The sequence below is a fragment of the Mesoflavibacter sp. SCSIO 43206 genome (assembly GCF_019904215.1).
In the GTDB taxonomy this organism is placed as follows: Bacteria; Bacteroidota; Bacteroidia; order Flavobacteriales; family Flavobacteriaceae; genus Mesoflavibacter; species Mesoflavibacter zeaxanthinifaciens.
In genome coordinates this window covers 2713187-2731820 of the sequence record NZ_CP063201.1, presented here as the reverse complement: position 1 = coordinate 2731820, position 18634 = coordinate 2713187, and the positions used below count along the sequence as shown (strand labels likewise).

Genomic DNA, 18634 nt, shown 5'->3' with positions numbered 1-18634 from the left:
TTTCTGTTTAAAAATGATTAAGCTTTACTTTCTAATTCGCTCATAACTTCTACTAATACTTTAACGCTGTCTAATGATAAAGCATTATACATACTTGCACGGTAACCACCAACACTTCTGTGTCCGTTAAGTCCATTAATACCAGCTTCTTTCCACATAGTATCAAAAGTTTCTTTTAAATCGTCGTTTGTTAATGTAAAAGTTGCATTCATGTAAGAACGATCTTCTTTAGCTGCAAATCCTTTAAATAGAGGATTTAAATCTATTTCAGAATAAATTAAACGCGCTTTCTTTTCGTTTTCTTCTTCAATTGCTTTAATACCTCCTAAATCTTTTAACCATTGTAATGTTAACATGCTTGTATATACTGCAAATACTGGAGGCGTATTAAACATTGAGCTTTTTTCAATATGCACTTTGTAGTCTAACATAGAAGGTATCTTGCGTGATACTTTACCTAAAACATCTTCTTTTACTACAACTAAAGTAGTACCAGCAGGACCCATATTTTTTTGAGCACCAGCATAAATAATATCAAATTTTGAAAAATCTAAGGTTCTTGAAAAAATATCGGAACTCATATCACAAACCATTGGTATTGGTGAATTTGGAAACTCTTTTATTTGTGTTCCAAAAATGGTATTGTTAGATGTACAGTGAAAATAATCGTAATCCTCTGGAATTTCGTATCCTTTTGGGATATAATTGTAATTAGCATTTTTAGAAGACGCGACTTCAATAATGTCATCAAAGATTTTAGCCTCTTTAATAGCTTTGTCAGACCAAGTACCTGTATTTAGATACGCAGCTCTTTTTTCTAACATATTTTGAGCAACCATTAAAAATTGCATACTAGCGCCACCTTGTAAAAATAAAGCTTTATAACCTTTGCCTTCTAAACCAAGTAATTCTAAAGCCAAAGATCTTGCTTGCTCCATAATATCTACAAAAGATTTACTTCTATGAGAAATTTCAATTAAAGATAATCCGTTGTCATAATCTAAAACCGCTTGAGAGGCTTTTTGTAATACTTCTTGAGGCAATACGCATGGTCCTGCGCTAAAATTGTGTCTTTGCATTTTTTAATATTTTATGCATACACTGTAAAAGATTTACAGTATATATAGTTTGTTTAGCATTACAAAGGTGCTAATTAATACTGTAAAAAATGTTATTAATATGATAATTTATCAACTATATTTTTAACAAAAATTCAATTGTGTTCACGTTATCTGCATAGTCCCAAAGTTGTGGTTTTTGGGTCATGCCAAAATCTACATCGTTTTCGGTTAACCCTTTAGACACAACACATTGAATTAAATCTTTATCAATGTTTAGTTTGTTTTGAAGTTGTTCTAAGCTATCATAGTATTCATAAAAAACAGTTGCGATAGGAGATGCATAGCTTGAGTCTTCTTTAATCATTAAAAAACCATTTTCTAGCATGTCAAATTCGCTCATTAAATAGACTGCTTTATTATAATCATAATTATTAGCGTATTTAGCTTCTTCAATTATAGGATGCCATTTATACATCGCGTTAAAAAAGCCATCAAAATTGTAATTTTTTGGAACAAATAGTTTTGAAACGTTGCGACAACCTAATCCATAATATCTAAAAATATCTTCTGATAAGGCATTAAGTTGATCTTCAGTTTCATCACCAGTTAAAATTGCTACCGAGTTTCTATTTTGCCTAATTATTGATGGTTTATTTTTAAAATAATACTCAAAATACCTAGCAGTATTGTTGCTTCCGGTTGCTATCACAGCATCAAAATCTTGAAGTTTATCTTCGGTAAATGTTATTTTTCCTTTTAATTCAGGAGAAACATATTCTAAATATTTAGCTAAAAAAGGTAAAAGGTGTTTATCGTTAGACGATTGTTTTACCAACACATCATGTCCAGTGATTAAAACACTTAAAAAGTCATGAAATCCAACCAAAGGGATATTTCCTGCCATTATAATAGCTACTTTTTTCGGTTCGACTTCACTTAAATTATAACTTGATAACCATTGTTTTAAATTGTTTTCAGTCAATAAATTAGCCCAACCTTCTAAAGCGAATAAAATATTGTTTTCGGTAAACCAGCCATTATGTTCTTCAGCTAATTTTATTTGATGTTTAAATCCATCAAAAAACAAGTCATTGTGTAGAATATTTTCTTTTTTTTCAATTCCTTTAGTGGTAAATTGGCTTAAAAATTGGCCTAATTCAGCGAAAGCTTTAGTTATGTAATATTTGTTACCCATTATAATTTGTATAACCGTATTTTTGGCTTTATTTTTGTACAAAGTTAAGTAAACAAAAACGAAATTACGCTATGGCAATTATTATAACAGACGAATGTATTAACTGTGGAGCTTGCGAGCCAGAATGCCCAAACACTGCAATTTACGAAGGTGCTGACGATTGGAGATATAAAGACGGAACAAGTTTAGAAGGCAAATTAGTTTTACCTGATGGAAAAGAAGTTGATGCAGATGAGGCGCAAGAGCCTTTAAGTGACGAGATTTATTACATTGTCCCTGATAAATGTACAGAATGTAAAGGGTTTCATGAAGAGCCACAATGTGCTGCAGTTTGTCCTGTAGACTGTTGTGTACCTGATGATGATCATGTAGAAAGTGAAGAAACCTTACTTGGTAAACAAAAATTTATGCATCCTGATGGATAATATAATATTTATCTAAAAAATTAAAATCTCAAGTTAACACTTGGGATTTTTTATTGGATTAATGTGTACATTTGCACTCGTTAAAAATAAAATATAACAATGAAAGCAGGAATTGTAGGCTTACCAAACGTAGGAAAATCGACTTTATTTAATTGTTTGTCTAATGCAAAAGCGCAAAGCGCAAACTTTCCGTTTTGTACGATAGAGCCTAATATTGGTGTGGTAAATGTACCAGATCCAAGGTTGGAAAAGTTAGAAAGTTTAGTAAAACCAGAACGTGTTTTACCAGCAACAGTAGAAATTGTTGATATCGCAGGATTAGTAAAAGGAGCTAGTAAAGGAGAAGGTTTAGGTAATCAATTTTTAGCAAATATTAGAGAAACAGATGCAATTCTACACGTGTTACGCTGTTTTGATAACGATAATATTGTACATGTAGATGGAAGTGTTGATCCAATAAGAGATAAAGAAACTATAGATATAGAGCTGCAATTAAAAGACCTAGAAACAGTAGAGAAAAAGCTTGATAAAGTAAAAAGAGCAGCAAAAACAGGCGATAAAGAGGCGCAAAAAGAAGAAGCTGTTTTATTAAAAATAAAGGAAGCTTTAGAGGCAGGAACATCAATTAGAGCTTTAGATTTTTCTGAAGAAGACCATAAAGCTTACGTAAAACCATTACAGTTTATCACAGAAAAGCCAGTAATGTATGTGTGTAATGTAGACGAAGGTAGTGCTGTTTCTGGTAATGAATATGTCGAAAAAGTTCGTGAAAACGTAAAAAATGAAAATGCTGAAGTTTTAGTGTTAGCAGTAGGTACAGAAGCAGATATCAATGAATTAGATGATTACGAAGAGCGCCAAATGTTTCTACAAGATATAGGATTAGACGAGCCAGGATCTGCAAAATTAATCCGTTCTGCTTATAAATTATTAAACCAACAAACCTACTTTACTGCAGGAGTTAAAGAAGTAAGAGCTTGGACTGTAAATGTAGGAGCAACTGCACCACAAGCAGCAGGAGTAATTCATACCGATTTTGAAAAAGGATTTATTAGAGCAGAAGTTATTGCTTACGATGATTATGTACAATTTGGTAGCGAAGCTAAAGTAAAAGAAGCTGGTAAAATGCGTGTTGAAGGTAAAGAATACATCGTAAAAGATGGCGATGTGATGCATTTTAGATTCAATGTGTAATTTAGATTTTTAGATTACTTCGCAATTAGTTATTAAGATTTAAGACATTAAAAACGAGATGAATTTTCATCTCGTTTTTTGTTTTAAAAGTGATTGACTTAAAATGTAAAACGCTAGATGATTTTTGAAAATTCGTGAAATTCGTGTCGTTAAAAAATAGTTTACTACTTATCAAAATATATTGTTAATTAATTTCATAGTCTACTATTTCATTTTTTACTGGGTTGTATTATATTAGCAACATATCTCACATTTTGCACCTAAATTTATGTCAGAACAAACAAATTATACCGAAGACAATATACGCTCGTTAGACTGGAAAGAACACATCCGTATGCGACCTGGTATGTATATTGGTAAACTTGGTGATGGATCATCGCCAGACGACGGTATATACATTCTGCTTAAAGAAGTGTTAGACAACTCGATAGACGAGTTTGTTATGGGTGCAGGAAAAACCATCGAGATATCCATACAAGGCAATAAAGTTATTGTACGCGATTATGGTCGTGGTATTCCATTAGGAAAAGTTGTAGACGTCGTGTCTAAAATGAATACCGGTGGTAAATACGATTCTAAAGCCTTTAAAAAATCGGTTGGACTAAACGGAGTTGGTACAAAAGCAGTTAACGCTTTATCAACATATTTTAGAGTAGAATCATCACGTGATGGTAAAAGTGCTTCTGCCGATTTTGAGCAAGGAAACCTTGTAGATCAAGAGTTTTTAGAAGAAACCTCTAGACGAAAAGGAACAAAAGTCTCATTTGTTCCTGACGAGACAATCTTTAAAAACTACAAGTTTCGTCATGAGTATGTGGCAAAAATGCTTAAAAACTATGTGTACTTAAATCCTGGTTTAACCATAGTTTTTAATGGCGAAAAATACTTTAGTGAAAATGGTTTAAAAGATCTTCTTTCAGAAAAAATAAAAGAAGACGATCAACTTTATCCAATAATACACTTACGTGGTGACGATATTGAAGTTGCAATAACACACAGTAAAACCCAATATAGCGAAGATTACAATAGTTTTGTAAACGGACAAAACACAACGCAAGGAGGAACGCATTTAAACGCTTTTAGAGAAGCAATTGTAAAAACTATCAGAGATTTTTATGGTAAAAATTACGATGCTTCAGATGTAAGAAAGTCTATTGTTTCTGCAATTGCCATAAAGGTAATGGAACCAGTTTTTGAAAGTCAGACTAAAACAAAATTAGGTTCGACAGATATGGGTGGAGATTTACCAACTGTTAGAACTTATGTTAACGATTTTATCAAAACGAACTTAGATAACTTTCTACATAAAAATACTGAAACAGCCGAAAAGCTTCAACGTAAAATATTACAAGCAGAGCGTGAACGTAAAGAGCTTTCTGGTATTAGAAAATTAGCTAAAGATCGTGCTAAAAAGGCAAGTCTTCATAATAAAAAATTACGCGATTGTCGTGTGCATTTTGGTGATACAAAAAACGAAAGAAATCTAGAAACCACATTATTTATAACTGAGGGAGATTCGGCTTCGGGAAGTATCACAAAATCTAGAGATGTTAACACGCAAGCCGTTTTTAGTTTAAAAGGAAAACCATTAAACAGTTATGGTTTAACCAAAAAAATAGTTTACGAAAACGAAGAGTTTAATCTACTTCAAGCAGCTTTAAATATAGAAGAATCTTTAGAAGATTTACGTTACAATAACATTGTAATTGCAACCGATGCCGATGTAGATGGTATGCATATTAGACTGTTGTTAATTACTTTTTTCTTACAGTTTTTCCCAGAAGTTATTAAAAACGGACATCTTTACATCTTACAAACACCATTATTTAGGGTAAGAAACAAAAAAGAAACTATTTATTGTTACAGTGAAGAAGAACGCCGTAATGCTATAGAAAAACTAAAGCCAAAACCAGAAATTACACGATTTAAAGGACTTGGTGAAATTAGTCCAGACGAATTTAAACATTTTATAGGTGACGATATAAGACTCGATCCAGTAATGCTTGACGATAATATGTCTATAGAAGAATTATTGTCTTTTTACATGGGTAAAAACACACCATCGCGACAAGAGTTTATCATAGATAACTTAAAGGTTGAAATGGATATAATAGACGAGAAGTAGGATGAAATATAAAGCTATATTAAATTTATTATTTGTTTTATTCTTATGTTTTAATTGTTCTTCTAACGATGAAAACGAAGATTCAATTCAAAGTTGTACAAAAACAATTACCATACCGCAGTTTTATATTCTTGACGGAGCATCTTACAGCTATAACACAGAACAAGAAGTACCTTGTGATTTTCCAGAGTCAACTGATGCAGAACAAATAGAACCTCAAAAATTAGAAGACTTTAGCTATGATGTAATTCAGTTTGAATACACACAAGACACAGGTAATAATACATCTAGATTACAATTTGAAATTCAATTAAATAACCTTAGCGACCAACCAGTAGAAGGTGTACAAAGAATAACTATTAATTCAGATAATATCCAATTTTCAACTAATTATGGCATAAATTCTTGTACATCAATTGATGCAAATTCAAGTTGTGTTATTACATATGATGTTGAAGAGCCGCATTCAACAGGCATATCAAATACTTTTGAATTGATAGATGTAGAATATTATTTAACTATCGAATAATTAAAACTTATATTTAAGTCTAAATAAATAATTTCCTTTAAACAGGAATAACAATATGGCAGAAGAAGAAAACGAAGACTTAACAAACGACCAAAACCAAGACGCTAACGAAACCATTACCAGGATTACTGGTATGTATAAAGAATGGTTTTTAGATTATGCGTCTTATGTTATTTTAGAACGTGCAGTACCAGCAATAGAAGATGGTTTTAAACCAGTGCAACGTCGTATCATGCATTCTATGAAAGACTTAGATGATGGTCGTTACAATAAGGTGGCTAATATTGTTGGTCATACCATGCAGTATCATCCACATGGTGACGCCAGTATTGCAGACGCTATGGTACAGATTGGTCAAAAAGACCTATTAATTGATACACAAGGTAACTGGGGAAATATCCTTACCGGAGATAGCGCAGCAGCATCACGTTATATCGAAGCACGTCTTTCTAAATTTGCTTTAGACGTAGTCTATAATCCAAAAATTACCGAATGGCAAGCATCTTACGATGGTAGACGTAAAGAGCCAATCAATCTACCAGTAATGTTTCCGTTATTGTTAGCGCAAGGCGGTGAAGGTATTGCAGTAGGATTATCAACAAAAATATTACCACATAATTTTATAGAGCTTATCGATGCGTCTGTCAAGCATCTTCAAGGTAAGCGTTTTACAATTTTACCAGATTTTCCAACTGCAGGTATTGCAGATTGTGGCGATTATAACGATGGTATGCGTGGCGGAAAAGTGCGTGTACGTGCAAAAATTTCGCAATACGATAAAAACACTTTGGTAATTACCGAAGTACCTTTTGGTACAACAACATCGTCTTTAATAGATTCTATCTTAAAAGCAAACGACAAAGGTAAAATCAAAATCAAAAAAATAGAAGATAATACTGCTGCAGAAGTAGAAATCTTGGTGCATTTACCGTCAGGAATTTCACCAGATAAAACTATAGATGCACTTTACGCTTTTACAAATTGCGAAATCTCTATTTCGCCATTAGGCTGTGTGATTGAAGATAATAAACCCTTATTTATAGGTGTTTCTGAAATGTTGCGTCGTAGTACAGACAACACAGTTCAGTTATTAAAACAAGAATTAGAAATCAAACTTAACGAGTTTGAAGAGCAGTGGCATTTTGCATCGTTAGAACGTATTTTTATAGAAAACCGTATCTATCGTGATATTGAAGAAGAAGAAACTTGGGAAGGCGTTATACAAGCGATAGACAAAGGACTTCAACCACATATAAAACATTTAAAACGTGCCATTACAGAAGAAGATATTGTACGTTTAACAGAAATTAGAATTAAACGAATTTCTAAATTCGATATCGATAAAGCGCAACAAAAAATCGATGCTTTAGAAGATCAAATTGCCGAAGTTAAACACCATTTAGCTAACCTAATAGATTACGCTATTACTTATTTTAAACGCTTAAAAGACACGTATAGCGAAGGTAAAGAGCGTAAAACAGAACTACGTGCTTTTGAAGATGTAGATGCTACAAAAGTGGTGATTAGAAACACAAAACTTTACGTAAATAGAGAAGAAGGTTTTATTGGTACATCGTTAAGAAGAGACGAGTATGTTTGCGATTGTAGTGATATAGACGATATTATTGTATTTACTGCCGAAGGTAAAATGATGGTCACTAAAGTAGATAGCAAAACCTTTATTGGTAAAAATATTATACACGTTGCAGTCTTTAAAAAGAAAGACAAACGTACTATTTACAATATGATTTATCGCGATGGAAGTAAAGGACCATCGTACATTAAACGTTTTGCAGTTACGTCTATAACAAGAGATAAAGAGTACGACTTGACTAATGGAAACAAATCGAGTAAAGTTTGGTATTTCTCTGCAAATCCTAATGGAGAAGCTGAAGTCATTTCGGTATTTTTAAGACAAGTAGGAAGTATTAAAAAACTTAAATGGGATATAGATTTTGCAGACATTTTAATAAAAGGTCGTGCAAGTAAAGGTAATGTGGTTACCAAATACGCTATCAAAAAAATAGAATTAAAAGAAAAAGGTGTGTCTACGTTAAAACCACGTAAAATATGGTTTGACGACACAGTACAGCGTTTAAATGTAGACGGTAGAGGCGAGTTGTTAGGCGAGTTTAGAGGTGAAGATCGACTATTAGTAATCAACCAACGTGGTTATGTAAAAACTATAATTCCAGAAGTAACAGCGCATTTTGATGACGATATGATTGTTTTGGAAAAATGGATACCTAAAAAGCCAATTTCAGCAATTTATTATGATGGCGATAAAGAACGTTACTACGTAAAACGTTTTTTAATTGAAAACGAAAGTAAAGAAGATTTATTTATATCAGAACATCCAAAATCGCAATTAGAAATTGTGTCTACCGGCTGGAAACCTATGGCGGAAGTAGAATTTACTAAAGAAAGAGGTAAAGATAGAAAGGAAAATCTTCAAGTTAATTTAGAAGAGTTTATAGCAATTAAAGGTATAAATGCACTTGGTAATCAATTAACTAAAGATAAGGTAAACCAAATAAGTCTTTTAGATCCTTTACCATATGAAGCTCCAGAAGACGTTCCTGCAGATACCATTGATGTAATAGACGAAGAAGATGTTTCTTCAAAACCGTCAGAAGATTTAGAAGAAGGAAGTAACCTTGATGATTCCGGTCAACCTACACTTTTTTAGTAGGTTTTTTGCTTATTTTCTGATTTAAAAATTCTACAAATAAAGAAAATGCAATTGCAAAATATAGATATCCTTTAGGTATTGCACCAACCTTTTTATCAAAGAAAGTTGTGTGAGATAAATGACCAGCTTCTGTAATTAGCATAAATCCAATTAAGATTAAAAAAGAAAGCCCAAGTATTTGTATACTTGGGTTTTTGTCTATAAAACGTCTAATTTTATTAGCAAATCCAATCATTATTATTATTGAAATAACAACCGCAATTATCATTAAAATTAAATTGTAGTTGTGATTGTCTGATAAACCATTAGTCATACCAACAGCTGTTAAGATAGAATCTATAGAGAAAATAAAATCTATAATTAAAATTTGAATTATAGCTTGTTGTAAAGATTTAATAGCTTTGCCTTTAACTTCATCTTCATCATGTTTTGGATCAGAGACTTTTTCTCTTATTTCAGAAGTACTTTTATAGATTAAAAATAATCCTCCAGCAAATAAAATTATAGCTTGCCAACTTAACTCTAAATGCATCCAATTTAAATCTAAAGTATAAAAAGGCTTAGATAAACCAACTAAAAAAGACACAAAAAACAACAAAATAATACGTTGTACCATTGCTAGTAAAAGTCCAATATTTGTGACTTTACCACGTTGTTCTTCAGGAAGTTTGTTTGCAGCGATAGAGATAAACACAATATTGTCTATTCCTAAAATTATCTCTAAAAATGTTAGCGTTAGTAATGCAAAAATGGCATCACTAGAGGTTAAAAACTCTATCATGGTTATTGTTGTTTATAAGCTATACCTTTTTGTTTTTTAGATTCGCCAACATAAGAATATTCAAAGGTATAAGTAGAATCTGTTGTGGTTAATATCTTTAAATGAATATCTTTTTGCTCTGCCATACTCTTTGGATTTATAGTTTTAAAAATAACTTCGCAATTATTAATCCATCGTAAAGAAGAACTATCAGTTTTACCTTCGTAAGTTTCTACTTGTAGCGTATCATTTCTAAAAAATGTAGACTTATACAGTTTATCATTAATGGTTACTTCACTAGTAAACTTACCTGTTTTAAAATCTTTACAATTTCTTTCAACCTGATAACAACTAAATAGACTTAATGTTAAAAGCAAAAGGATAAAATGTTTCATAAAAAAATATTTACTACAAAATTACAAAACTAGCTTATTAAAATCGTATAATTTTTCACCTACTTATAACTTTCGTATTTGAAAATTTTATGGACTTAGTTACGAATTCTCAAAATTTTGAAAACTACCATCCTTATAAAAAATCACAATACGATCAATTTCTTTTTTTGAATTTTGTTCAATTCGTGAAATTGAAGTCGAATTTGTTTCTTGAGTTTTCTCTTCAACTTCAGAAAATAAATTTTGTGATTCTGGTCGAGTAGGAATTTCAGATTTAATTTCTGTTGAATTTTTTTCAGCAGGAAAATTTCCTTTGCCATTTAACAACCAATACAATTCTACTTCAGGATAAGAGGATAGGACTTTTAAAACAAATTCTAAACTTGGCTTATTTCTACCAGATAGTATGTGCGAAATACTTGAGCGTTGCACACCGATTTTTTCAGCAAAAGAAGAGCCACTTTCACCGTAATAATCTATGACTTTTTGAAGTCTTTTAGCAAATTCTGTATTGTTTATCATAGTGATACAAATGTAAACAAAGAAGTTCAAATTTCAATGTTACAATTGTAAAAAAATAGTTAATTATGTAAATATTATTGCTTATTTACAGTTAAAATATTTAAAGTTAAACTTTAAATAAACAGCATAAATAACTGATAAACAATAATCAATAAGTGATTTTTATTTGTTTGAGCTTTCATCTACTTTCTTAATTAAAAAGCCTTTTAATATTGATTACAGATGTTTACAAACGTAAATTACAATTGTAAATTATGTTGTTTACATTTGTAAAGTTTAGTTTGTTTACATTTGTAACGTATAAAATTTAATATGACAATTACAGACTTAAACACTAGACATAAACAAGATAAAGAACACACTTTATTTGGGCGTTATATTTCATTAAATGACATAGCTCCTTTAATAGATAAATTACCTTCAAATTTTATAACTGAAATTATTGGACGTTCTGTATTAGATCAAAAAATCTATTCTATAACTATTGGTAATGGACCAAAAAAAATACTAATGTGGTCGCAAATGCATGGTAACGAGTCTACAACCACCAAAGCAATTTTTGACTTATTAAACAGCTTTAAAAACAATTATTTTGATGATATATTAAAATGCTGTACTATTAAAATAATACCCATGCTTAATCCTGATGGAGCTAAAGCTTATACTAGACTAAATGCTAATAATGTAGATTTAAACAGAGACGCTCAGGATTTATCACAACCAGAAAGTAAAGTACTGTTAGATTGTTATAATGCTTTTAAACCTGACTTTTGTTTTAATTTACATGGACAACGTACCATATTTAGTGCAGGTAAAACAAATAATGTAGCAACATTGTCTTTTTTATCTCCAGCAGTAAACAAAGAAAGAGATATTAATAGCACAAGAGCTATAGCTATGCAGATTATAGCCTCGATTAATAGTTTTATGCAAGCCGAGTTACCTAATCAAATTGGTCGTTATGATGACGATTTTAATGCTAATTGTGTTGGTGATAGCTTTCAAATGAAACAAACTCCAACAATTTTATATGAAGCTGGTCATTATAAAGATGATTATAATAGGGAAGAAGTAAGACGATTTACATATCAAGCTATAATAGCAGGGTTATTAAGTATAACTAAGGAAGATATAAAAGGTGACAATTATAAGGCTTATTTTGATATACCAGAAAATAAAAAACTATTTTATGATGTTATTATAAAAGACGCATTAATAGACGGAGAAATTAAAGATGTAGCTATTCAATTTCAAGAAAAATTGATTGATAATAAACTGAATTTTATTCCTAAAGTTGAGAAAATTTTTAAAAATGATTCTTTTTTTGCTCATAAATGGATTGAAGCCAATAATTTAGAGGTAAGGACAGTAAATAAGGAACAGTTATATGAAGGTTACGAAAACGATTTCGTTTTTGTGAATAATGTGAAAAAATCATTAAAACACTAAAAATCTTTGTTTAAAATACAGAATAATCAAAGATTTTGTACTATTTTTGCCTAAAATCTATTAATTCAATAAAATGGCAAAGTTTAAATTAGACGAAATTGATCATCAAATTCTTGACATGTTAATCGATAACACAAGAGTTCCTTTTACAGATATCGCTAAAAAATTATTAATCTCTGCTGGTACAGTCCATGTACGAGTAAAAAAGATGGAAGATGCAGGTATTATTAAAGGGTCTTCTTTAACTTTAGATTATAAAAAATTAGGATATTCTTTTATTGCTTATGTAGGAGTTTTTTTACAAAACACATCGCAAACTACTTTTGTTTTAGAGCGTATAAACGAAATACCTTTTGTTACTGTTGCACATATTACTACAGGAAAATTTAATGTATTCTGTAAAATTAGAGCAAAAAATACAGAACACGCAAAAGATGTAATCTTTATGCTAGATGATATTGAAGGTGTTTATAGAACAGAAACAATGATATCTATGGAAGAAAGTATTAATGATAAAAAGCGTTTAATGCACAGTATTTTTAACGAGCTTTAAGCTTTTTTCATTTTTAAAATATTAAAAACGCTTCAGGTATAATTATCTGAAGCGTTTTTTTTATTCTTCCTCATCAATTAAAACGATATCATTACTTAGTGTTGTGTCTTTATTAAAATCCATCACAACATGTCCGTCGCTATTAGTTGTAAAATCTAAATTGCTATCAAAATTTGTCATGGTGTAGTGTAGTTTACTACTAACTTTTACAAGATAAATAGCATCTTTTGTTTTTACTTCAATAGCTTCAATACTATGGTTGTGATGATCATCAAACTTGATAATATCATCATCTCCATAACCATCAGGAAATCTTTCTGTAAGTAATTGTAATACTTCAGGCGTTAATTTTTTGTAATCGACAATAACTTTTTTCATACCTAATAATTTAAAAATTAAGAGGTTAGTGTAGTCATGTAAAAAGTAAAGTATTTAAAATTACAATTTATTTTAATATAATGATGTTAATTATTATAAAATTCAAAAGATTTGATAATCAACTCGTTAGGTGCTTCTTGGTTAATTTTACAGGTTCCTATATTTTCTAAAAGCACAAATTTAATTTTACCATTTTCGTTTTTCTTGTCATGTTTCATAAGCCCTATAATTCCTTCATAGTCTTTAGGATCAATTTTAGGTTGACCAAATGTTTTAATTAAAAATGACTTAATTTTTTCAACAGAATTAATGTCTAACCCAAGTATTTTGTGTGATAAATAACTTTCTAAAACCATTCCTATAGCTATCGCTTCACCATGTAATAAAGCTTTATCTACTTGGTTTAAGTAGTAGGATTCTATAGCATGACCAAGTGTATGGCCAAAATTTAAAGTTTTCCTAAGGTTTTGCTCTGTTGGGTCTTTTTCAACAATTTCTTTTTTAACATTAATAGAGTCATGAATTAACCAATCTAAATCTTCAAGTGTTAAATTAGATAAGTTTTGTAAATCACTAAAATGCTTTGGGTTACTTATTAGTCCATGTTTAATCATTTCTGCTAATCCAGAACGCAAATCGCGTTGTGGTAAACTGTTTAAAAATGAGGTGTCAATTAAAACCATAACAGGTGTTTTTATTATACCTATTTGGTTTTTTAAAGCTCCTAAATCTACACCGTTTTTGCCTCCAATAGACGCATCTACCATAGATAATAGGGTAGTGGGTATATTTATAAAATCAATACCACGTTGGTAGCAACATGCAACAAAACCACCTAAATCTGTAACAACGCCACCACCTAAATTAATCATTAAGCTTTTTCTGTCTGCTCCAAGTTCGCTTAAAGCATTCCATAAGCTATTACAAGTATCTAGGTTTTTATGCTGTTCTCCAGGCTCAATCTCTAAAACCTCAATTCTAATATCTGTATTTATATTGGTCAAAAGTTGTGATGAGCAATGTTTATTAGTATTACTATCGGTTAAGATGAAAATTGAAGAGTAATTTTTATTATTTATTAGTTGGTTAAGATTATCGTAAGATTTTTGATTAAAATAAATAGTGTAATCTTGTGTTTGGATAGCTGTCATATTGTGTAAAATGAAGTGTAAAAATAAGGAGTTTTTTAAATAATTTCTATTATAGTTCATTTATATTTGCACATAATTTTTTTGATAATGGTCGATAAAAAACTTTTTGAAAATACAGAGATAGCTTTTAAGCTTAAAAGCGACTCTCAATTAGATCGTGCTTACTTTTTGTTTAAAATGATAGCTAACGAACCGTTAGTTAGAATAGGTACAGCAGCAACAAACTTTGCTTTAAAAGCTCATTTACCTATCGAAGGTCTTATTAGAGCAACTGTTTTTGATCATTTTTGTGGTGGAGTAAGTGAAGAAGATTGTTTGGATGTTATAGATAAGATGTATGAAGCTAAAGTGAGCTCTGTTTTGGATTACTCTGTAGAAGGAAAAGAAATAGAATCTCATTTTGATGACGCAGCTCAAAAAATTATAAAAATAATTCGGTTTTGTGAAGAAAGAGAAGCAATGCCAATAGTTGTATTTAAACCTACTGGTTTTGGTCGTTTTTACTTATTTCAGAAAAAAGGAGAAGGAAAACCGTTTACTGAAGAAGAACAAAAAGAATGGGATAGAATAGTACAGCGTTATCATGATGTCTGTAGTTTAGCAAAACAGAAAGACGTAGAAGTTTTAATAGATGGTGAAGAAAGTTGGATGCAAGATGCTGCAGATGAGTTAGCTGAAGAAATGATGAAAGTTTACAATACAGATGTTCCTATAGTTTATAATACTTTACAAACTTATCGTCATGATAGGTTGGAGTTCTTAAAAGCTTCTCATAAAAGAGCAAAAGAGCAAGGATTTAAGCTTGGTTATAAAATTGTAAGAGGTGCTTACATGGAGAAAGAAAGAGAACGTGCAGAAGAAAAAGGCTATGAAAGTCCTATTTGTAAAGATAAGGCAACTACAGATGCTAATTTTAATGACTGTTTAACATATATTTTACATCACATTGATGATATTTCAGTTTTCATAGGAACACACAATGAAATTAGTAATTACATTGCTATGGAGCTTATGGAGACTTTAAATATAGATATAAAAGATAATCGTGTATGGTTTGGACAGCTTTACGGTATGAGCGATAATATTAGTTTTAATTTAGCCGCTAAAGGATATAATGTTGCCAAGTACTTGCCATTTGGTCCCGTAAAAGATGTTATGCCTTATTTGATTAGAAGAGCAGAAGAGAACACATCTGTTGCAGGACAAACTAGTAGAGAACTAACATTAATTAAAAAAGAAAGACAAAGAAGAAAAAATGCTTAATCTTCAATCTTTATTGATTGCAACGTGGCGGTTTTTTTACAATTTTTTACAGTAAGGATAATAGTTTTATTATCCTTTTCTTTTTCAATATGATAAATGCCGCAAGGTTCTTTTCTAGGTTCGCTTTTAGAGAAAACAACATCACCTTCTTTTAGTATGTTTTTTATGGTAGTAGTATCAATTATTTTATTCTGCAGTAAGACTTGACTATCTTCAGAGTATTTTAAGACCTTATTATTTATATCTTTTAACACTCTAGATTCTGGACCATAATCGTATTGGCAAGACGTTTTACTTCCGTTTAAAAAAAAAGCTAATAATACTAATCCGATTGCAAAACCACCAAGGTAATATCCTAATCTGTGAATAAATTTCATGTAGTTTAAAATTTGAGCAAAATTCGTAAAATGATTTCACTTAAATAATAAATTCTAAAAGTATTTTTAGAAAATAAGAAGGTTAATGTCGCTATGTTTTAAATCAAACCATTCTCCAACAGCACGACTAGTTAAAATTCCATGATAAAAGTAAAGACCGTTTTTTAAGCCTTTATCAAATCTAATAGCATGTTCAAGACCGCCATCATCTGCTATTTTTAATAAATAAGGTGTAAATATATTACTGATAGAAGCAGAAGCTGTTCTAGAATATCTTGCAGGAATGTTAGGGACACAATAATGAATTACGTCGTGTTTTCTAAATGTTGGCTTGTTATGAGATGTAATTTCGCTGGTTTCAAAACATCCTCCCATATCAATACTAACATCTATAATTACGGAGCCTTTTTTCATGTTTTCAACCATTGCTTCTGTAACTATGATAGGAGATCTATCTTTTCCTCTTACAGCTCCAATGACAACATCGCATCGCTTTAAAGCTTTACTTAAATATTTAGGCTGAATAGTAGACGTATATATTGTGCGATTTAAGTTAGTTTGTAAGCAACGTAATTTTGTTATAGAATTATCAAATACTTTTACATTAGCTCCTAATCCTATGGCGCTTCTTGCTGCAAATTCGCCAACAGTTCCTGCGCCTAGTATAACAACTTCTGTAGGAGGAACACCGCTAATATTACCAAACATTAGACCATTACCTTGACTAGAGCTGCTTAATAGTTCTGATGCTATAAGTACAGATGCTGTACCAGCAATTTCACTTAAAGCTCTAACAGCAGGGTAAGCACCTACATCATCTTTTATAAACTCAAAAGCTAGTGCTGTTATGCGTTTTGCTGCTAGTTTTTCAAAATATTTTTTTGTTTGAGTCTTTATTTGTAACGCAGAGATAAGTGTTGCTTGAGGATTTATTAGATCTAATTCTTCTAAAGTTGGTGGTTCAACTTTTAGAATCATAGGGCAACTATAAACTTTAGCTGTATCTTTTGTTATTTCGGCACCAGCTTCACTATAATCTTTATCAGAAAAATTAGCGCCAAGTCCAGCTTCAGATTCAATAAGAACTCTGTGTCCATTATTAACTATAGCAGAAACAGCATCTGGAGTTAAGCATACACGTTTTTCTTGAAAAGCAGTCTCTTTTGGTATACCGATAAAAAGTTCGCTTTTATGCTTATAAATTTCTAAAGTTTCTTCTTGAGGGATAAGTTGTGCTTTAGAAAACGGCGTTATGGATTTAGACATTGATAAGTCAGTTTTTAAATATGAAACAAATTACGAAATAAATTGTAATTGCTAAACATTAAAAATACTGCTTAATTTTTCCCCAAAGCGATTTTGGTCTAAAAGTTAATTCGTCTTCTAATTCTTGAGTGGATTTATTTACAGAATTTATCCTATTGAATATTCTCGCTCTAACAAGGTAGATAGAAGGTATAATAATTATCATAACTGGAAGTAATACAAGCATTTCGTTTTGGTCTGCAAAAGACAAATCGTCATCTAAAATTACGATGATTTGATATATAAACATGCCTATAGGAATTAATATAGCATGATACCACCAATGTCTACAAGTAAAAATCCATATAAACATTAAAAGCAAAGGAATAAGCTTGCTCATTAACGTCCAAGCCATTACAAAAGCGCTTTGATAATACTCGCTGTTATATGTAAAAAAATAAGTGTTCCAGATTTTTTGATCTGGAACACTTACATAAGCATTAAATAATAATGGTGTTAGAGCTATTATAGTAGCTATTATACTTCCATATATTACATTTGTTTTACTTTTATTTACCTTGTCCAGGGACTTTAATTCTTGACTTTTCGATACTTGTTGTTTGTTGCTCATTTAAATCAATAAGATTTGTCGCTTGTGCAGTGAATAAAACGCCACCAAAAATTGCTAAGGCAATTACATACTTTTTAGTTTTCATAATGTTAGGGATTTAATTAATTAATACCGCTAAAGTATGTTGAAAACTAATATGATTTCAAGCTAAATGTTAAAATAATGTTAAAAAATATATTTTTCCAATTTTTTGTTGTGGTTAAAACCGCAAACGCACCAAAAATACATTTTTTTGTTAAAAAAAGAAGAGATTTTTTATTTAGTGTTAGTCAATTTAATTTGTCTAGAGCTATTGTTAGTGGTTGTAAAACTTAAAACTGTATACTCTTCTTGTAACATTGATTTTAATAAGTCAGGCCATTCAACAAAAACATACTTATCACTATATATGTATGTTTCTATTCCAAAATTATAAAGCTCTTCTTCTTCGTTTACGCGATATAAATCAAAATGATAAATAATATTATCATTTGTTTCATATTCGTTTACTAAAGAAAAAGTAGGACTGCTTACAGTATCTTGACTTCCTAGTTGCTTTACAAGTTTTTTAATTAGAGTGGTTTTTCCTGAACCCATTTCGCCTTCAAAAAGGATGATTTTGGATTTAGCATTTTTTAAAACAAAATTAGCAGCCTCTTCTAGTTGATCTAATGTGTATGTAAAATTCACTATTATTTTTTTTGCAAAAT

General features: G+C 30.6%; 20 protein-coding genes. 8 read left to right on the top strand and 12 right to left on the bottom strand.

Features of this window, described 5'->3' with window-relative positions:
- Window positions 1–17: 17 nt before the first annotated feature.
- Both serC and INR78_RS12570 read right to left on the bottom strand, forming a co-directional pair.
- Entirely contained in the window at window positions 18–1079 is a 1062-nt protein-coding gene (serC, locus tag INR78_RS12575) for a 3-phosphoserine/phosphohydroxythreonine transaminase (protein WP_223076787.1), read from the bottom strand.
- A 115-nt stretch (window positions 1080–1194) separates the two neighbouring features.
- Window positions 1195–2256, bottom strand: a complete 1062-nt coding sequence (locus INR78_RS12570; RefSeq protein WP_223076786.1) for an acyl-CoA reductase — start codon at window positions 2254–2256, stop codon at window positions 1195–1197.
- 71 nt (window positions 2257–2327) lie between these two features.
- Between INR78_RS12570 and INR78_RS12565 the strand changes: the two genes are divergently transcribed.
- The 5 genes from INR78_RS12565 to INR78_RS12545 all read left to right on the top strand — a co-directional run bounded on the left by INR78_RS12565 (window position 2328) and on the right by INR78_RS12545 (window position 9218).
- Complete coding sequence (locus tag INR78_RS12565) at window positions 2328–2681, top strand: 4Fe-4S dicluster domain-containing protein (protein WP_106677846.1); 354 nt, start codon at window positions 2328–2330, stop codon at window positions 2679–2681.
- A 99-nt stretch (window positions 2682–2780) separates the two neighbouring features.
- A complete protein-coding gene (gene ychF, locus INR78_RS12560) occupies window positions 2781–3875 on the top strand; it encodes a redox-regulated ATPase YchF (protein ID WP_027878949.1) in 1095 nt (364 codons plus the stop codon).
- Window positions 3876–4143: 268 nt separating this feature from the next.
- A complete protein-coding gene (locus tag INR78_RS12555) occupies window positions 4144–6000 on the top strand; it encodes a DNA topoisomerase IV subunit B (RefSeq protein WP_223076785.1) in 1857 nt (618 codons plus the stop codon).
- Between the two features lies 1 nt (window position 6001).
- Complete coding sequence (locus INR78_RS12550) at window positions 6002–6529, top strand: hypothetical protein (RefSeq protein WP_223076784.1); 528 nt, start codon at window positions 6002–6004, stop codon at window positions 6527–6529.
- A 55-nt stretch (window positions 6530–6584) separates the two neighbouring features.
- Window positions 6585–9218, top strand: coding sequence for a DNA gyrase/topoisomerase IV subunit A (locus INR78_RS12545; RefSeq protein WP_223076783.1), 2634 nt, complete (start codon window positions 6585–6587; stop codon window positions 9216–9218).
- On the opposite strand, the gene INR78_RS12540 is transcribed toward INR78_RS12545, so the two are convergent.
- From INR78_RS12540 to INR78_RS12530, 3 genes are all read right to left on the bottom strand, one after another.
- Window positions 9205–10002, bottom strand: coding sequence for a TerC family protein (locus INR78_RS12540; protein ID WP_027878953.1), 798 nt, complete (start codon window positions 10000–10002; stop codon window positions 9205–9207). The genes INR78_RS12545 and INR78_RS12540 overlap by 14 nt on opposite strands.
- A gap of 2 nt (window positions 10003–10004) precedes the next feature.
- Window positions 10005–10376 (bottom strand): hypothetical protein, encoded by a 372-nt coding sequence (locus INR78_RS12535; RefSeq protein WP_027878954.1) that lies wholly within the window; start codon window positions 10374–10376, stop codon window positions 10005–10007.
- 99 nt (window positions 10377–10475) lie between these two features.
- Window positions 10476–10898 (bottom strand): helix-turn-helix domain-containing protein, encoded by a 423-nt coding sequence (locus INR78_RS12530; protein WP_027878955.1) that lies wholly within the window; start codon window positions 10896–10898, stop codon window positions 10476–10478.
- Between the two features lie 312 nt (window positions 10899–11210).
- Between INR78_RS12530 and INR78_RS12525 the strand changes: the two genes are divergently transcribed.
- Together INR78_RS12525 and INR78_RS12520 are read left to right on the top strand one after the other, a co-directional pair.
- A complete protein-coding gene (locus INR78_RS12525) occupies window positions 11211–12347 on the top strand; it encodes a M14 family zinc carboxypeptidase (RefSeq protein WP_223076782.1) in 1137 nt (378 codons plus the stop codon).
- Between the two features lie 73 nt (window positions 12348–12420).
- The gene (locus tag INR78_RS12520) at window positions 12421–12900 is read left to right on the top strand and encodes an Lrp/AsnC family transcriptional regulator (RefSeq protein ID WP_027878957.1); all 480 of its coding nucleotides are present in this window, start codon (window positions 12421–12423) and stop codon (window positions 12898–12900) included.
- Between the two features lie 60 nt (window positions 12901–12960).
- Here INR78_RS12520 and INR78_RS12515 read toward each other — a convergent pair whose 3' ends face one another.
- Together INR78_RS12515 and aroB are read right to left on the bottom strand one after the other, a co-directional pair.
- Window positions 12961–13278, bottom strand: coding sequence for a hypothetical protein (locus INR78_RS12515; RefSeq protein WP_223076781.1), 318 nt, complete (start codon window positions 13276–13278; stop codon window positions 12961–12963).
- Window positions 13279–13364: 86 nt separating this feature from the next.
- On the bottom strand, window positions 13365–14429 hold the full coding sequence (aroB, locus tag INR78_RS12510; RefSeq protein WP_223076780.1) for a 3-dehydroquinate synthase: 1065 nt from the start codon (window positions 14427–14429) through the stop codon (window positions 13365–13367).
- An 87-nt stretch (window positions 14430–14516) separates the two neighbouring features.
- Between aroB and INR78_RS12505 the strand changes: the two genes are divergently transcribed.
- Window positions 14517–15692: a proline dehydrogenase family protein gene (locus INR78_RS12505; protein WP_223076779.1), complete on the top strand. Its 1176-nt coding sequence runs from the start codon at window positions 14517–14519 to the stop codon at window positions 15690–15692.
- Here INR78_RS12505 and INR78_RS12500 read toward each other — a convergent pair.
- The 5 genes from INR78_RS12500 to tsaE all read right to left on the bottom strand — a co-directional run bounded on the left by INR78_RS12500 (window position 15689) and on the right by tsaE (window position 18614).
- On the bottom strand, window positions 15689–16069 hold the full coding sequence (locus INR78_RS12500; RefSeq protein ID WP_223076778.1) for a hypothetical protein: 381 nt from the start codon (window positions 16067–16069) through the stop codon (window positions 15689–15691). The genes INR78_RS12505 and INR78_RS12500 overlap by 4 nt on opposite strands.
- 66 nt (window positions 16070–16135) lie before the next feature.
- Window positions 16136–17335 carry an alanine dehydrogenase gene (locus INR78_RS12495; protein ID WP_027878962.1) on the bottom strand — a complete coding sequence of 400 codons (1200 nt, stop codon included), beginning with the start codon at window positions 17333–17335 and terminating at the stop codon, window positions 16136–16138.
- Between the two features lie 58 nt (window positions 17336–17393).
- Complete coding sequence (locus INR78_RS12490) at window positions 17394–17945, bottom strand: hypothetical protein (RefSeq protein ID WP_255593079.1); 552 nt, start codon at window positions 17943–17945, stop codon at window positions 17394–17396.
- Window positions 17884–18030: a hypothetical protein gene (locus INR78_RS12485; RefSeq protein ID WP_169558267.1), complete on the bottom strand. Its 147-nt coding sequence runs from the start codon at window positions 18028–18030 to the stop codon at window positions 17884–17886. The genes INR78_RS12490 and INR78_RS12485 overlap by 62 nt, the downstream gene beginning before the upstream one ends.
- Window positions 18031–18200: 170 nt before the next feature.
- Entirely contained in the window at window positions 18201–18614 is a 414-nt protein-coding gene (tsaE, locus tag INR78_RS12480; protein ID WP_223076777.1) for a tRNA (adenosine(37)-N6)-threonylcarbamoyltransferase complex ATPase subunit type 1 TsaE, read from the bottom strand.
- Between the last annotated feature and the right edge of the window lie 20 nt (window positions 18615–18634).

What these genes read in the sequence shown, in the direction of transcription:
- serC (WP_223076787.1), bottom strand. Translation starts at nt 1,079, where the DNA reads ATGCAAAGACACAATTTTAGCGCAGGACCATGCGTATTGCCTCAAGAA.
- INR78_RS12570 (WP_223076786.1), bottom strand. Translation starts at nt 2,256, where the DNA reads ATGGGTAACAAATATTACATAACTAAAGCTTTCGCTGAATTAGGCCAA.
- INR78_RS12565 (WP_106677846.1), top strand. Translation starts at nt 2,328, where the DNA reads ATGGCAATTATTATAACAGACGAATGTATTAACTGTGGAGCTTGCGAG.
- ychF (WP_027878949.1), top strand. Translation starts at nt 2,781, where the DNA reads ATGAAAGCAGGAATTGTAGGCTTACCAAACGTAGGAAAATCGACTTTA.
- INR78_RS12555 (WP_223076785.1), top strand. Translation starts at nt 4,144, where the DNA reads ATGTCAGAACAAACAAATTATACCGAAGACAATATACGCTCGTTAGAC.
- INR78_RS12550 (WP_223076784.1), top strand. Translation starts at nt 6,002, where the DNA reads ATGAAATATAAAGCTATATTAAATTTATTATTTGTTTTATTCTTATGT.
- INR78_RS12545 (WP_223076783.1), top strand. Translation starts at nt 6,585, where the DNA reads ATGGCAGAAGAAGAAAACGAAGACTTAACAAACGACCAAAACCAAGAC.
- INR78_RS12540 (WP_027878953.1), bottom strand. Translation starts at nt 10,002, where the DNA reads ATGATAGAGTTTTTAACCTCTAGTGATGCCATTTTTGCATTACTAACG.
- INR78_RS12535 (WP_027878954.1), bottom strand. Translation starts at nt 10,376, where the DNA reads ATGAAACATTTTATCCTTTTGCTTTTAACATTAAGTCTATTTAGTTGT.
- INR78_RS12530 (WP_027878955.1), bottom strand. Translation starts at nt 10,898, where the DNA reads ATGATAAACAATACAGAATTTGCTAAAAGACTTCAAAAAGTCATAGAT.
- INR78_RS12525 (WP_223076782.1), top strand. Translation starts at nt 11,211, where the DNA reads ATGACAATTACAGACTTAAACACTAGACATAAACAAGATAAAGAACAC.
- INR78_RS12520 (WP_027878957.1), top strand. Translation starts at nt 12,421, where the DNA reads ATGGCAAAGTTTAAATTAGACGAAATTGATCATCAAATTCTTGACATG.
- INR78_RS12515 (WP_223076781.1), bottom strand. Translation starts at nt 13,278, where the DNA reads ATGAAAAAAGTTATTGTCGATTACAAAAAATTAACGCCTGAAGTATTA.
- aroB (WP_223076780.1), bottom strand. Translation starts at nt 14,429, where the DNA reads ATGACAGCTATCCAAACACAAGATTACACTATTTATTTTAATCAAAAA.
- INR78_RS12505 (WP_223076779.1), top strand. Translation starts at nt 14,517, where the DNA reads ATGGTCGATAAAAAACTTTTTGAAAATACAGAGATAGCTTTTAAGCTT.
- INR78_RS12500 (WP_223076778.1), bottom strand. Translation starts at nt 16,069, where the DNA reads ATGAAATTTATTCACAGATTAGGATATTACCTTGGTGGTTTTGCAATC.
- INR78_RS12495 (WP_027878962.1), bottom strand. Translation starts at nt 17,335, where the DNA reads ATGTCTAAATCCATAACGCCGTTTTCTAAAGCACAACTTATCCCTCAA.
- INR78_RS12490 (WP_255593079.1), bottom strand. Translation starts at nt 17,945, where the DNA reads ATGAGCAACAAACAACAAGTATCGAAAAGTCAAGAATTAAAGTCCCTG.
- INR78_RS12485 (WP_169558267.1), bottom strand. Translation starts at nt 18,030, where the DNA reads ATGAAAACTAAAAAGTATGTAATTGCCTTAGCAATTTTTGGTGGCGTT.